The sequence below is a fragment of the Stenotrophomonas sp. NPDC077420 genome (assembly GCF_044543385.1).
GTDB lineage: Bacteria > Pseudomonadota > Gammaproteobacteria > Xanthomonadales > Xanthomonadaceae > Stenotrophomonas.
This window is the reverse complement of sequence record NZ_JBITVZ010000013.1, coordinates 65,534-78,621: the sequence shown is the minus strand read 5'-3', so window position 1 is coordinate 78,621 and position 13,088 is coordinate 65,534. Positions and strand designations below refer to the sequence as shown.

Below are 13,088 nucleotides of genomic sequence, written 5' to 3'. Positions count from 1 at the left end.
GTGCGTCGCGGACGACTTGCGACATCGACCCACCTAAGGAGGGTAAGGATGTCAGTACAAAAGGTTGCAGGCGGGCTCGAAGCTAGTGCACGAACGCTCGCCGAAGGGCTGCTTATTGCTGCGCTGTACGCCGTAACTTGCTGGGCGGCTCGACAGGTGTCATTGGATCAGTTCTTCCTGCCAGCAGGGGTCCGGATTGCATCCCTGCTCCTATGCCCTGTGCGCTTTTGGCCATACCTGCTGCTGGGCGAGTACCTCTACTATGGTCACCTGAGACTTCCGATGATCGAGAAGTACGGACTGTCCTGGGCTCTGATCTCCTCGGCATTTCAATTTCCCACTGCCGCCGGTGTCGTCTACCTGCATCGTCGGCAAATCGCCCGCAAGAACGATACATGGCTGCTGTCAGTCGCGTCTGCTGCAGCAGTTCTGATCGGGACAGGTACGGTTCTCATTGCCCATCTCTACTGGCCTGCGCCACCGGCCGGAGGGATCGTAGCTGTTTCATTCAGAAGCGCACTCGGCGATTACGTGGCCATCCTGACGGTTGTGCCACTGGCGGTACTGTGGAAGCAGCGACTGGAAATCGATTGGTTCTCCTTTCTAAGCTCACGTACCACATACGCCTTGCTTACACTGTTGGCATTGGGCTTCGTCTCGACCCTCCTGCCCCACACTTCGGTTGAACGAATTACTGCTCAACTTCTGATGGCGGCACCTGTCATCTCACTCACCTGTCTTCAAGGCTGGTTGGGAGCAGCTATCGGAATGCCGTTGATGAATCTTTTCGTCCGAATAGGCACTCCGGTTACCGGCCTTCCCTATTCGTTTGATCTGGAGTCCTTCAACATACAGCTGCTTGCTGCTTTGTCAGGCACGGCGCTGCTTGCCCTTGGCTCAAGGATCACGCACTTCTTCCATCAATGCACTTTTCATGCAAGCGCCAGTCGGCAAGCAATCTCGAATGCGCGGACGTCACATAGTGTTGGTGAACGCGAGCTCCGCAATCGCGCGATGGACCTCAGGAAGATTGGGGAAGGGCTTGAGTCAACTCTCAGCGAAACCATCCAATGGCTGAAAGTTCGTGGATATCACGATATGGCATCAAGCCTTCTACATGTTGCGACCGTTCATTCAAGTAAGTTTCGGGCGCAGACAAGCATGGTTTATCCAAGCAGCATGGAACATGTTGGCCTCTACCTGGCGCTCCAAGTCGGCGGACTCTGCGATGCGTGGCATGAGACGGCCAGACTGGAGCGACTTCATTTGTCAGGAGATCCTTGTCAATTGGACTTGGACCTGCAACTCAACGTCTATCGAGCGATGACGGAGGCAGTTTCCCTCCTGCTGGAACACGAAAGAGGAAAGCTGAGGATACGCGCCAGGTGCGGCCGCCATGGGATCACTCAGGGCGTCGTGGTGACCATCGGCACGGCCGATGTTCGGCACACGCTATCCAGGAGTACTGTCACCATGGCGATTGGTCGGCTGAGTGGCCGTACCCAGGTCTACGGTGGAACCGTCCAGTGCTTCCCTAACCGTATCCGGATGTCGTTCGCTGACCCTTCAACGTGCTAGCGGTTGCGACGCGTTCTCCACCCACCAGTTTGCCGTGCGACCCCAGCCACTCACCAGCAGCCTGAATTCCGGATGCCTGTACACCTCACGTGCATGTACCGGGACCGTTTGGCGATGGTCGGAAGGCAGTGTGATGCTTATATCGTCCGGCCCTGCAGGCAGTACCCAATAGAAGGTGCCGGACCTCCCGATGATGAACTGCAGGTCACCGGACTTTTCACTGACCTGCAGGTAGCCGACTCCATCACGCTCGAACATATGAACGGCCCACTGCCGATCTAGGCTCAGATCCGTTTCTGGCGGTTGAACCTGGCCAATTCCGCTACTGGCGGACATAGGCTCTTTAATATCACCCGGGCAGCACAGCGCCCAGGCGGGGAGTGACGGCGTCATCATCAGGATGAGCGGACAGATGTAACGCGCAGACAGCTTCAGCATCATGCACCTCCGATTCTTCATAGGCTGGTGCGCGCGATGCTATGCGCGCGGGTTGCGCAAGACCTTGAACAAAGTCGGAAACTGAGAGGGCCACGCACTGCATGGCTGAAGGATCAGGATTGGGGCGGGGTAATGCAGCAACGCAAGGCGTGGCTCTACCGGGTTGTACCTCGCGCGCGCCACAGGCTGTCGCCGATGAACAGCAGCAGGCCGGTCCAGATGGCGGCAAAGCCGATCGCCTTGGCGGTGTCGAACGGTTCGCGGAAGAAGAACACGCCCAGCAGCAGGCCCAGGCTGGGGGCGATGTACTGCAGGATGCCCACCAGCGAGAGCGGAATGCGCTTCACGCCATAGGCAAAGCCGATCAATGGCAGTGCGGTCACCGCGCCGCCCAGGATCAGCAGCAGGTCGTTGCGCCAGCCCCAGCCGCCGAAGAACCCGCCGCCGTGGCCGTTTTCGCTCCACAGCGCGAAGCCGATCGCCGGCAGGAACAGGTACAGGCTCTCGATACCCAGCCCGGCTACCGGGTCCACCGAGATCATCTTGCGCAGCAGGCCGTACAGCCCGAACGAGCCGGCCAAGCCCAGCGCGATCCACGGCGGGGTGCCGGCGTCGAGGGTCAGCCACGCCACGCCAAGTGCGGCGCACCCCACCGCCAGCCACTGCAGGCCGCGCAGGCGCTCCTTGAGCACCACCACGCCCAGCACCACGCTCACCAGCGGGTTGATGAAGTAACCCAGGCTGGTTTCGATCACGTGCCCGGCGTTGATGGCCCAGATGTACAGGCCCCAGTTGAAGGCGATGGCCATGCTGCTCAGGGCCAGGGTGGGCAGCGCGCGCGGCTGGGCGGCAATCTGCTTCCACCAGCCGGTGCCGCTGCTCAGCAGCAGCCAGGCCACCACCAGCACGGTGCTCCAGATGATGCGGTGGGCAATGATCTGCTGCGACGGCACCGCCTTGAGCAGGTGCCAGTACACCGGCACCAGCCCCCACAGGGTGAAGGTGAAGGCGGTGATGGCCAGGCCACGGCGCTGTTCCTGCAGGGGCGTCCGTTCCACAGCGCTCATTTGCGGCGGGTCCGTGCCAGGGTCAGCACCAGCACGCCGGCCAGGATCACGCCCATGGCCAGCAGGTCATGCGCGCCAAAATGCTCATGGCCGATCAGCGCGCCCAGCAGTACGGCGATCACCGGGTTCACGTAGGCGTAGCTGGCGGCCAGCGCCGGGCGCACGTTCTGCAACAGCCACACATAGGCGGTGAAGGCGACGATGGAGCCGAACATGCACAGGTAGGCCACCGCCAGCAGCCCATTCATGCTGGGCCAGGTGGTCGGGCGTTCGCCGGTGGCCAAGCCCAGCGCGACCAGCATCACCCCGCCGCACAGCATCTGCCCGGCGGCGGTCATGAACGGGCTGGGCAGGTCCAGGCTGCGCGCCCAGACCGAGCCGAAGGCCCAACCGATCGGGGCGATCAGGAGCAGCACCAGGCCCTGCGGCGAGGCGGTGAGGCTGCTGCCGGCGTTGAGCCAGACCACGCCCAGGAAGCCGATGGCGATGCCGAGCCATTCGCCGCGGGTGGCGTGCTGGCCGCGCATGGCGCCGAACAGGGCCATCCACAGCGGCACCGATGCCACCGCCGTGGCGGCCAGCCCGGAGGACACCGTGCGTTCGGCCAGCACCACCATGCCGTTGCCCAGCACCAGCATGGTCAGGCCCATGATCACCAGGTTGCGCCACTGCAGGCCGGTGGGCGCGGGCATGCCGCGCCAACGCAGCACCGCGTACATCAGGCTGCCGGCGACGATGAACCGGGCCCCGGAGACCGTGGTCAGCGGCAGCGCCCCGCCTTCCAGGGCAAAACGGATGCCCAGATAGGTAGACCCCCACACCACGTACACCAGCAGCAGGGCCAGGACGACCAGGCCGCTGCGGGGAGCGACCTGCGGAGTTGCGGGGGTGGCGGCCATACGGGACCAGCGGTCGGGGGAGAGGCGATTCTAGGCCTTTGCCGGCGGCCCGGCATGCCCTCTGGTGGCACGCTGTCGTGCTGGACCTAGTTACATGGTGCAATGCCCACCGATCATCACGTGGGGTAAGGTAAAAACCAGTATTGCCATTGCTCCACCGTGAGGACCGTTTTCCAACATGAGCACTTCCCCCACCCTGGCCGCGCCCGCCAATGACAAGGCCGCGCTGAAACGCTCGATCTCCAACACCCTGAAGGGTTCGGCGGGCAATCTTGTCGAGTGGTACGACGTCTACGTCTACTCGGTATTCGCGGTCTACTTCGAATCCCAGTTCTTCTCGGCCGCCGACAAGAACTCCACCATCTACGTGTGGGCGATCTTCGCCGCCACCTTCCTGATGCGCCCGATCGGCGCCTGGTACTTCGGCCGCTTCGCCGACCGTTACGGCCGCCGCCTGGCGCTGACCGTGTCGGTGTCGATGATGGCGGCCTGTTCGTTCCTGATCGCACTGACCCCCACCGCGTCCACCATCGGGGGCTGGGCCGCACTGATCCTGCTGTTCGCACGCCTGCTGCAGGGCTTTGCCACCGGCGGCGAATACGGCACCAGCGCTACCTACATGTCCGAAGCGGCCATTCCGGGTCGTCGCGGTTTCCTGTCCTCGTTCCACTACGTCACGCTCGTCGGTGGCCACGTGCTGGCGCAGCTGACCCTGTTCACCATGCTGCTGTTCTGGGACAAGCCGGAAATTTCGGCATGGGGCTGGCGCATCGCGTTCGGCATCGGCGGCCTGGCCGCGATCGTGGTGTTCTGGCTGCGTCGCTCGATGGATGAATCGCTGGGCGAAGACTCCATCGAAGCCGCGCGCGAAGGCCGCGCCAAGGCGTCGGGCTCGATGTACGAGCTGTTCGTGCACCAGTGGCGCCCGCTGCTGCTGTGCTTCCTGATCACCGCCGGTGGCACCGTGGCCTTCTACACCTACTCGGTGAACGGGCCGAAGATGATCCAGAGCGCGTTCGCGGGCACCGACGTGATGACCGGTACGCTGATCAACCTGGGCGTGCTGACCTTCCTGATGCTGCTGCAGCCGATTGGCGGCTGGCTGTCGGACATCGTCGGCCGCAAGAGCCTGCTGGTGTTCTTCGGCGTGGGCGGCGTGCTGTACAGCTGGTACCTCATCACCGAACTGCCGAACCAGCACGACCCGCTGATTGCGTTCCTGACCCTCGCGCTGGGCTTTGTGATCCTCACCGGCTACACCTCGATCAACGCGGTGGTGAAGGCCGAGCTGTTCCCCACCCATGTGCGCGCACTGGGCGTGGGCTTCGGCTACGCGCTGGCCAACTCGCTGTTCGGCGGTACCGCCCCGCTGCTGTACCAGGGCGCGCTGAAGACCGACCGGGTGGGCGACTTCGCCATCTATGTCACGGCGATCATCGCGGTGTCGCTGGTGGTGTATGTGTTCTTCCTGAAGAACAAGGGCGCCAACTACCTGGATGGCACGCGGAAATAACCGATGGCGGCCAACCGGCCACGGCACGGAAAACGAAAACGCCGGGCATTGCCCGGCGTTTTCGTTTGGGATTACGGGGGTCACGACCAACGGTCGTGATCTACCATCGGCCAAGCGTCCCGGTGGTGACCCATGCGTCGCTCAGCGGCGGGACGCTTCGCTTTGTTCCCGGACCTTGCGGAACTCCGAGCCTTCTTCCCAATGCGGCCAGCGGCGGCTGTTGGCCAGTTCGGCGCCCAGGTCGTAGACCAGCAGGGTGTCGGCGGCGTGGCCGGCCGGGTCCCAGGTGGGGGTCCAGGCGTCGCAGGCCTGGTGGTAGCAGTCGGCGAAGTACTTCTCACGCAACGCCTTGCCGGCGGCAACACCGCCTTCCAGCTTGTCCAGCCCCGGGCCGATGGTGATCGCCGGCACGCCCAGGCGGGCGAAGGCGAAGTGGTCGGCACGGTAGAAGAAGCCCGCTTCCAGGTTCGGGTCGGGGCTGTAGCTGCGGCCGCGCGCCTTGGCCACGCGCTCCAGGTCGCCTTCCAGCGAGACCCGGCCCTTGCCCCACGAGGCGATATCGCGGGTGGCGCCGTCCGGGCTGAACATCTCGATGTTGATCACCGCGGCGGTCTTGTCCAACGGCGCCAGCGGGTGCGCGGCGTAGTAGCTGGCACCCAGCAGGCCCTTCTCCTCGGCAGTAAGCGCCACGAAGTACAGGGTGCGCTGCGGCTGCGGGCCGGCAGCGAACACCCGGCCCAGTTCCAGCACGGTGGCCACGCCGGTGGCGTTGTCGATCGCGCCACGGCGGATGCGGTCGCCCTTGGCGTCGGGCTGGCCGATGCCGAACGCGTCCCAGTGCGCGGAGAAGATCACCGCTTCGTCGGCGTGTGCGCCACCGGGCAGCTTGGCCACCACGTTGCGGGTGACCACCTGCTCGCGCTTGAGCTTGAACTGCGCCGACAGCGTGGCATCGCCCAGCGCCACCGGCTGGAAGGCCGGGGTCATCGCCTTGCGCTTCTCGGCCTCGAAATCCAGGCCGGCATCGCGGAACAGCTGTTCGGCCAGCGCGCGCTGCATCCACCCGCGTACCGGCACGTGCTGGGCCAGCGCCTGTTCCCGGGTGCGCTCGATGTCGAACAATGGCGAGGTGCCCGAGCTCTTCACCGTGGCCCAGCCGTAGGCGGCCGGCGCGGTTTCATGCACGATCAGCACGCCCTGCGCACCCCGGCGCGCGGCTTCCTCGAACTTGTAGGTCCAGCGGCCGTAGTAGGTCACCGCCTTGCCGTCGAATGCGCCCGGACGCTCGGCGTCGAAGTCGGCGTCGTTGATCAGCATCACCGCGATCTTGCCGTGCAGGTCCACGTCCTTGTAGTCGTTCCACTGCCGCTCCGGGGCGTCGATGCCATAGCCGACGAACACCAGCGGGGCGTTGCGGATGTCCACCGCCGCCTGCGGTCGCAGGCTCTGCAGGGTGACGTCCACGCCGTTTTCCAGCGCGCGGGTCTTCCCTTTCTGGCGCAGCTGCGCCTTCACCGGGCCGTCCACCTGTGCCCGCACCATCGGCACCGGCTGCACCCAGCCGCCATCCACGCCACCGGGCTGCAGGCCGGAATTGCGGAATTCCTCGATCAGGTACTGCACGGTGCGCTCTTCGCCCGGCGAGGCCGGGGCACGCCCCTCGAACTCGTCCGAGGCCAGGATCCGCACATGCCGCGACAACGCTTCCGGATCGATGCCGCCGCCCGGCAGGTCATTGGCCGCGTGGGCCAGCCCGCCCACGAACAGACAGGACGACAACAGCAGCATGCGCATCGGATTCACGGCAGACACCAGTTCAAAAAACGGAAGGCCGAAGTGTAACGTGACACTTCAGTGACCGTGCACGCGCCCTGCACATCGCCTGCACACGCTCAGCGCCGGTCGCGGTCCAGCCAGCACGCCAGACCCTGGGCGTTGAGCTCGATGTCCATGGCCAACACCTGCGCAACCGCGGCGTCGTCGAGGGCACAGCCGTGCGCCTGCGCGCGCTCCTGGTACAACGCGGTCAGTGCGGCCACCAGGCAGCGGTGGCGGTCGGGCCGTTCGTCACACTGGCGCCCGATTTCCACCATCGCGTCGATCTGCTCGACCAGGTCGGCGGCCAGCGCCGGTATTCCCTGCACGCGACCGTAGTGGGTCAGGTACACCGCCTGCGGTTGCAGGGCCAGCAGACGCGCGATGGAGTGCTTGAGTGGCTCGGGGTCGAACTGCACCGGCGATGAGGTGGGAAGGATGAAGGCGCCACGCGCACTGTCGAGCTCGCGGTAGGACAGGCCGAAGGTGTCGCCGGTGAACAGGCTGCGGCTGCGTTCGTCCCACACGCACAGGTGGTGGCGGGCGTGGCCCGGGGTGTCCAGGCACAGCAGCGTGCGGCCGGCCAGGTCGATACGGTGGCCGTCTTCGGCAACGACGATGCGGGCGGCCGGTACCGGGAGCACCGGGCCATAGCTGCGCGCGATTTCTTCGGCGCCATACACCTCGGTGGCACCGGCAAGCAGCCGGGTCGGGTCGACCATGTGCGGTGCGCCCCGCGGGTGCACCACCAGGGTGGCGTTGGGCAGCTGCTGCATCAGCAGGCCTGCGCCGCCGGCGTGGTCCAGGTGGACATGGGTAAGCACCAGCCAATCGACGTGCTCAGGACCGCGACCCGCACGCGCCAGCGCCGCCAGCATCGCCGGCACGGCCAGGCCGGTGCCGCAATCGATGAAGGCGGCGCGGCCGTTTTCGACGATCAGGTAGGCAGCGTCGAACTCGTTGCGCTGGAATGCGGTGTCGATGGTGAAGATGCTGGGGTCGGAGGACATCGGCTCATCCCTGGCGACAGACGGTGTACGCCTGATTCTAGGCGCTGTCGCCGGCCGACTTCGATGCGGCTTTGGTCGCACGCGCGGCCAGCCAGCCGCCGCGCAGCAGCACGGCGGCCACCATCACCGCCAGGAATGCGCCGTAGGCATACAGCACCGCCAGGACCTGTCGCCAGATCGGGCCGGCGTCGCTCTGCACCACGCCGATGTGGTGGCCCCACAACATGGCGAGGATGCTCAGCACGAAGGCGAGCAGCAACGCGGTGCCGTCGAACAGGCGCCGCGCGGCGTGGCGCGGCTGGCGCGGGAACAGCCAGTACAGGGTGCCCAGCAGGATGAACCAGGGCAGGAACAGCAACAACGACAACCAGGCCATCGTGGTTTCCTCCGTTTACGTGTCCACCGACCAACGGTCGGTGGCTACCGCGCCGATGCGACCGCGTGGATGCATCGCACGCCATGGAGGCGTGACATCCGGTAGGTACCGACCGTTGGTCGGTACGCCGTTGCCTCATGCCTGGTCGCGCAGCTCCTGCAGCGCGGCCAGCACCACCTCCACTTCCGCCTCCAGCTTGAACAATTCGCTCTGCAGGCCATCACCATGCTCGGTCTGCTTGAGCACGCCGATCAGCTGGCCCGCATCGCGCGGCGAATCGAAGCCTTCGCTCTGGATCAGCAGGGTGCCGTCGCCGGCCTGCAGCTTGAAGTAGAAACGGCCATCCTTCTCGCGGTACTGCTTGAACAGCGGCGGCGCGGCGCGGGCCACGCCACCGTCTTCAGCAGCGATGCTGCCGGCGCTGGACAGGTCGCGCAGGCCCACCGCATGGCGCAGCTCCCTGAGCAGCGGGATGGCGTACTGCTCGCGGAGCTGCTGGCCACGGCGGCGCAGCAGCGCTTCAATCTTCTCCGGCTCGGCCATCAGCGCGTCATAGCGCTCGCGCAGCGGGGTCAGTTCGGCATCGATGCGCTCGAACAGCTGCTGCTTGGCATCGCCCCAGCTGATGCCGTCGGCGAACGCCTGCGCAAACGCAGCGGTCTGCTCGGCACTGGCAAACGCCTGGTACATCTGGAACAGCGCCGAACCGTCGGTGCTCTTGGGCTCGCCCGGGGCACGTGAATCGGTGAGGATGGAGAACACCAGCTTCTTCAGCTCCGCGCGCGGGGCGAACAGCGGAATGGTGTTGTGGTAGCTCTTGCTCATCTTGCGGCCGTCCAGCCCGGCCAGGGTGGCGACCTGCTCGTCGATCACCACCTCCGGCAGCGGGAAGTACTCCCTGCCGTAGACGTGGTTGAAGCGCTGGGCGAAATCGCGCGCCATCTCGATGTGCTGGATCTGGTCCCGACCCACCGGCACCTGGTTGGCCTTGAAGATCAGGATGTCGGCGGCCATCAGCACCGGGTACATGAACAGGCCGGCGCTGATGCCGGCGTCCTCATCCAGCTGCTCTTCGCGGTTCTTGTCCACCGCTGCCTTGTAGGCATGGGCACGATTGAGGATGCCCTTGCTGGCGATGGCGGTGAGGAACCACATCAGTTCGGTGGTTTCGGGAATGTCGCTCTGCCGGTAGAACCAGACCTTGTCCGGGTCCAGCCCGCACGCCAGCCAGCTGGCGGCGATCTCCAGGGTCGAGCACTGGGTCCGCTCCGGCTCCTGCGCCTTGATCAGGCTGTGCAGGTCGGCCAGGAAGAAGAAGCTCTCGATGCCGGACGCTGCGCTGGCGGCGATGGCCGGGCGGATGGCGCCGACATAGTTGCCCAGGTGGGGCGTGCCGGAGGGGGTGATGCCGGTAAGAACGCGGGTGGTCATGTGGGAATCATTACGGACAGTTGAACGCCCCCAGTTTACCTGCCCGGGCGCAACCCCGTTGCCCGGCCCGGCACGTTGAAGGTCATACCCAACCGCGAAGGCCCCGCCATGAAACACCTCGCCCTGCCCCTGTTTGCCGTGCTGGCCCTGTGTGGCTTCTCACCCGCCGTCGTGCCCGCTCCGGGACCGGCCCCGGTCACCCTGACCCTGGTCGACCGCGACCAGCGCCTGGAGCTGCCCACCTGGCAGCACCGTGGCCAAGGCTGGGTCGCCGGCAACCAAGGCACCGCGTATGCGGTGCGCCTGCGCAACAACAGTCCCGAGCGGGTGCTGGTGGTGCTGTCGGTGGATGGCCTGAACGTCATCAGTGGCGAGGTCGCCTCGCCGGACCAGGCCGGCTACGTGCTGGACCCGTGGCAACGCGCGGACATCACCGGCTGGCGCAAGTCGCAGCAGGAGGTGGCGCAGTTCGTGTTCACCGACCCGGGCGACAGCTACGCCGACCGCACCGGGCGCCCGGACAATATCGGCGTGGTCGGCATCGCCGTGTTCAATGAGGCCCGGCGCTGGGTAGCGCCGGCTCCGCGTGCGCCGTCCGTGGCACGCGAAAAGAGCCGCGTGCAGGGCCAGGCCGCGGTCGAGGCCGCCGACAGCGCGATGCCCTCGGCACGGGTCAGCGGCTCGATCGCCGCGGCGCCTGCTCCGGCCCTGGGCACCGGCCATGGCCCGCGCGAGACGTCGTATTCGGGCAGCACGACATTCGAGCGGGCAACGCGCCTGCCCGCGCAGCGGCTGGACCTTCGCTACGACAGCGAACGCAACCTGGTGGCGCGTGGGGTGATCCCCACCCGCTATCGCACCGGCGAGCGTGGCCCGCAGGCGTTTCCGGACGCCTTCGTGCCGGACCCGCCCGGGTACGGCGGGCGGTGATGCCCGGCCCGCCACACGAAAAACGGGCCGCAATGCGGCCCGTTCCGGTTTCATACCCTCGTCGCGGCCCTGGGCCGCACTGCCCCGTCAGACGGGTCAGCGGAAGTCTGGATACTCGTCACGCAGGGACTTATCGAAGTCCTTGACCTCTTGTTCCGCGCGATCGCGCGCCCAACCATAGCGCTCCTGCAGGCGACCTGCGAGGTACTCGGAGTTGCCTTCGGCCACCTTCAGATCGTCGTCCGTCAGGTCGCCCCACTTCGCCTGTGCCTTGCCCTTCAGCTGCTGCCACTTGCCGGAAATGATGTCTTTGTTCATGGGTTCGCTTCCTGGTTGCAACGGCAACGTCGCCGTAAGGACAGAGTGCAATAGCGGGTGTTGGGCGGCAGTCAAGCGCACATGAAGCGGTTGCTCACGTCGTTGAATGCCAGGTGTCGTGTGGTGCCAAACAAAAAAACGCCGGGAAATTCCCGGCGTTTTTCTGCTACCGACCAACGGTCGGCAGCTACCTGTGCAGGGGGTGCTGTCGACCGTGGGTCGGCAGCCCCTCCGCGCGGTTGGATCAGTTGCCCTTGGCGGCGTCTTCCACCGACTGGCCAGCCTTCTGCACATCCTTGCCGGCACCGGCAACGGTGTTGCAACCGGCCAGCATGGCAACCGAAACCATCGACAACAGCATCAGTGCAATCACACGCTTCATAGGGTTCTCCTGATTAGTTCAACGTTACTACCGAATTCCGGCCCCACCTGCCTCTGGCAGATCGCGGTGGCCTCGCTGCCGTTTCAGGCACGGCCGCCGCGTGACATGCAATCTGAAGTCTGGGGCGTGCAATCGATGTGAACGTGGCGCGCGGCGGTTCAGCCACGCGCCGGAAAACGCCGGGCCGGGCTCAGTCGCGCATCAGGGTGGACTTGCCGAACAGGCTCTCCACCAGGTCTACGGCAAGCACGGCCGTGGCGTTGCGATTGTCCAGCAGCGGGTTGAGCTCGACGATGTCCAGCGAGCCCATGCGCCCGGTGTCGGCGATCATTTCCATCACCAGCTGCGCTTCGCGGTAGTTCACCCCGCCCGGCACCGTGGTGCCCACGCCAGGCGCGATGCTGGGGTCCAGGAAATCCACATCGAAGCTGACATGCAGGTGGGTGTTGTCGTCCACGCCTTCCAGTGCCGCCTCCACGGCGCGCTTCATGCCGGCTTCGTCGATGTAGCGCATGTCGTAGACATCGACCTTGTGCTGCTTGATCAGGCGCTTTTCTTCCTGGTCCACCGAGCGGATGCCGATCTGCCGCACCTGCTGCGGGCGGATCGCCGGCGCGTCACCGCCGAGCCGGGTCAAGGCGTCCGGGCCCAGGCCGCACAGGCAGGCCACCGGCATGCCATGCACGTTGCCCGACGGCGTGACGTCACTGGTGTTGAAGTCCGAATGCGCGTCCAGCCACAGCACGCGCAGGTCACGCCCCTGTTCCCGGCACCAGCGCGCCACGGCGGTGATCGACCCGATGCCCAGGCAGTGATCGCCACCCAGCATGATCGGCATGCGCCCGTCCTGCAGCTCGGCGTAGGTGGCATCCATCAGCGCCTGGTTCCAGGCCACCACCTCGTCCAGGTGGCGGTAGCCCTGCACCGGCGCGGTCCACGGGTTGCGCGGGCCGACCAGGTTGCCGCAGTCGCGCACGTCCACGCCCCGTGCGGCCAGCGCTTCACCCAGGCCGGCGATACGCAGCGCCTCCGGGCCCAGCCCGGCACCGCGCGCACCCGCGCCGATGTCGGTAGGCACGCCGATCAGGGAAACCGCAGGTTGACGCTTGCTCATGCTGACTCCAGACACACGGAAAATCCCACCAGTCTAGTGACCGCCGGCGCAAACCACTCGCGGCGACGCAGCAGCCGCCCCCGGCAGCTGACCCGCCACGGCGCTCCCCGCCGCGGTGCGTCGCATTCCGCCGCAAGGGCGGATCCGTTGTGCGTCAACGGTTTGACGCATACGAAAGGCGGGGCGCGGTTTAGCTTACGTTGTCTATTTTGGCAAA

13 protein-coding genes are annotated in these 13,088 nt (G+C 65.8%); 3 read left to right on the top strand and 10 right to left on the bottom strand.

What is annotated here, in order from left to right:
• Positions 1-48 precede the first annotated feature (48 nt).
• A complete protein-coding gene (locus ACIGII_RS13625; protein ID WP_399638867.1) occupies positions 49-1,578 on the top strand; it encodes an MASE1 domain-containing protein in 1,530 nt (509 codons plus the stop codon).
• Here ACIGII_RS13625 and ACIGII_RS13620 read toward each other — a convergent pair.
• The 3 genes from ACIGII_RS13620 to yedA all read right to left on the bottom strand — a co-directional run bounded on the left by ACIGII_RS13620 (position 1,567) and on the right by yedA (position 3,982).
• Positions 1,567-2,019, bottom strand: a complete 453-nt coding sequence (locus tag ACIGII_RS13620) for a hypothetical protein (RefSeq protein ID WP_399638865.1) — start codon at positions 2,017-2,019, stop codon at positions 1,567-1,569. The two genes, ACIGII_RS13625 and ACIGII_RS13620, sit on opposite strands and share 12 nt — an antisense overlap.
• 152 nt (positions 2,020-2,171) lie before the next feature.
• Positions 2,172-3,083 (bottom strand): EamA family transporter RarD, encoded by a 912-nt coding sequence (rarD, locus tag ACIGII_RS13615; protein WP_399638863.1) that lies wholly within the window; start codon positions 3,081-3,083, stop codon positions 2,172-2,174.
• A complete protein-coding gene (yedA, locus tag ACIGII_RS13610; RefSeq protein WP_399638861.1) occupies positions 3,080-3,982 on the bottom strand; it encodes a drug/metabolite exporter YedA in 903 nt (300 codons plus the stop codon). The genes rarD and yedA overlap by 4 nt, the downstream gene beginning before the upstream one ends.
• A 178-nt stretch (positions 3,983-4,160) precedes the next feature.
• Here yedA and ACIGII_RS13605 point away from each other — a divergent pair, with 178 nt between their 5' ends.
• Positions 4,161-5,495 carry an MFS transporter gene (locus ACIGII_RS13605; RefSeq protein ID WP_399638860.1) on the top strand — a complete coding sequence of 445 codons (1,335 nt, stop codon included), beginning with the start codon at positions 4,161-4,163 and terminating at the stop codon, positions 5,493-5,495.
• A 141-nt stretch (positions 5,496-5,636) separates the two neighbouring features.
• Here ACIGII_RS13605 and ACIGII_RS13600 read toward each other — a convergent pair whose 3' ends face one another.
• The 4 genes from ACIGII_RS13600 to ACIGII_RS13585 all read right to left on the bottom strand — a co-directional run bounded on the left by ACIGII_RS13600 (position 5,637) and on the right by ACIGII_RS13585 (position 10,127).
• Positions 5,637-7,289 (bottom strand): M28 family metallopeptidase, encoded by a 1,653-nt coding sequence (locus tag ACIGII_RS13600; protein WP_399638935.1) that lies wholly within the window; start codon positions 7,287-7,289, stop codon positions 5,637-5,639.
• 98 nt (positions 7,290-7,387) lie between these two features.
• Entirely contained in the window at positions 7,388-8,320 is a 933-nt protein-coding gene (locus ACIGII_RS13595) for an MBL fold metallo-hydrolase (RefSeq protein ID WP_399638858.1), read from the bottom strand.
• 37 nt (positions 8,321-8,357) lie between these two features.
• Positions 8,358-8,696 (bottom strand): hypothetical protein, encoded by a 339-nt coding sequence (locus ACIGII_RS13590; RefSeq protein ID WP_399638856.1) that lies wholly within the window; start codon positions 8,694-8,696, stop codon positions 8,358-8,360.
• Positions 8,697-8,831: 135 nt separating this feature from the next.
• Entirely contained in the window at positions 8,832-10,127 is a 1,296-nt protein-coding gene (locus ACIGII_RS13585) for a tryptophan--tRNA ligase (protein ID WP_399638854.1), read from the bottom strand.
• Between the two features lie 108 nt (positions 10,128-10,235).
• Here ACIGII_RS13585 and ACIGII_RS13580 point away from each other — a divergent pair, with 108 nt between their 5' ends.
• A complete protein-coding gene (locus tag ACIGII_RS13580; protein WP_399638853.1) occupies positions 10,236-11,057 on the top strand; it encodes a hypothetical protein in 822 nt (273 codons plus the stop codon).
• 96 nt (positions 11,058-11,153) lie between these two features.
• On the opposite strand, the gene ACIGII_RS13575 is transcribed toward ACIGII_RS13580, so the two are convergent.
• From ACIGII_RS13575 to rocF, 3 genes are all read right to left on the bottom strand, one after another.
• Positions 11,154-11,375, bottom strand: a complete 222-nt coding sequence (locus ACIGII_RS13575; RefSeq protein WP_399638852.1) for a CsbD family protein — start codon at positions 11,373-11,375, stop codon at positions 11,154-11,156.
• A gap of 244 nt (positions 11,376-11,619) precedes the next feature.
• Positions 11,620-11,757 (bottom strand): entericidin A/B family lipoprotein, encoded by a 138-nt coding sequence (locus ACIGII_RS13570; RefSeq protein ID WP_399638851.1) that lies wholly within the window; start codon positions 11,755-11,757, stop codon positions 11,620-11,622.
• Between the two features lie 190 nt (positions 11,758-11,947).
• A complete protein-coding gene (gene rocF, locus ACIGII_RS13565; RefSeq protein ID WP_399638850.1) occupies positions 11,948-12,871 on the bottom strand; it encodes an arginase in 924 nt (307 codons plus the stop codon).
• Between the last annotated feature and the right edge of the window lie 217 nt (positions 12,872-13,088).

What these genes read in the sequence shown, in the direction of transcription:
- ACIGII_RS13570 (WP_399638851.1), bottom strand. Translation starts at nt 11,757, where the DNA reads ATGAAGCGTGTGATTGCACTGATGCTGTTGTCGATGGTTTCGGTTGCC.
- rocF (WP_399638850.1), bottom strand. Translation starts at nt 12,871, where the DNA reads ATGAGCAAGCGTCAACCTGCGGTTTCCCTGATCGGCGTGCCTACCGAC.
- ACIGII_RS13590 (WP_399638856.1), bottom strand. Translation starts at nt 8,696, where the DNA reads ATGGCCTGGTTGTCGTTGTTGCTGTTCCTGCCCTGGTTCATCCTGCTG.
- ACIGII_RS13575 (WP_399638852.1), bottom strand. Translation starts at nt 11,375, where the DNA reads ATGAACAAAGACATCATTTCCGGCAAGTGGCAGCAGCTGAAGGGCAAG.
- ACIGII_RS13600 (WP_399638935.1), bottom strand. Translation starts at nt 7,289, where the DNA reads ATGCGCATGCTGCTGTTGTCGTCCTGTCTGTTCGTGGGCGGGCTGGCC.
- ACIGII_RS13625 (WP_399638867.1), top strand. Translation starts at nt 49, where the DNA reads ATGTCAGTACAAAAGGTTGCAGGCGGGCTCGAAGCTAGTGCACGAACG.
- ACIGII_RS13620 (WP_399638865.1), bottom strand. Translation starts at nt 2,019, where the DNA reads ATGATGCTGAAGCTGTCTGCGCGTTACATCTGTCCGCTCATCCTGATG.
- ACIGII_RS13580 (WP_399638853.1), top strand. Translation starts at nt 10,236, where the DNA reads ATGAAACACCTCGCCCTGCCCCTGTTTGCCGTGCTGGCCCTGTGTGGC.
- ACIGII_RS13605 (WP_399638860.1), top strand. Translation starts at nt 4,161, where the DNA reads ATGAGCACTTCCCCCACCCTGGCCGCGCCCGCCAATGACAAGGCCGCG.
- yedA (WP_399638861.1), bottom strand. Translation starts at nt 3,982, where the DNA reads ATGGCCGCCACCCCCGCAACTCCGCAGGTCGCTCCCCGCAGCGGCCTG.
- rarD (WP_399638863.1), bottom strand. Translation starts at nt 3,083, where the DNA reads ATGAGCGCTGTGGAACGGACGCCCCTGCAGGAACAGCGCCGTGGCCTG.
- ACIGII_RS13585 (WP_399638854.1), bottom strand. Translation starts at nt 10,127, where the DNA reads ATGACCACCCGCGTTCTTACCGGCATCACCCCCTCCGGCACGCCCCAC.
- ACIGII_RS13595 (WP_399638858.1), bottom strand. Translation starts at nt 8,320, where the DNA reads ATGTCCTCCGACCCCAGCATCTTCACCATCGACACCGCATTCCAGCGC.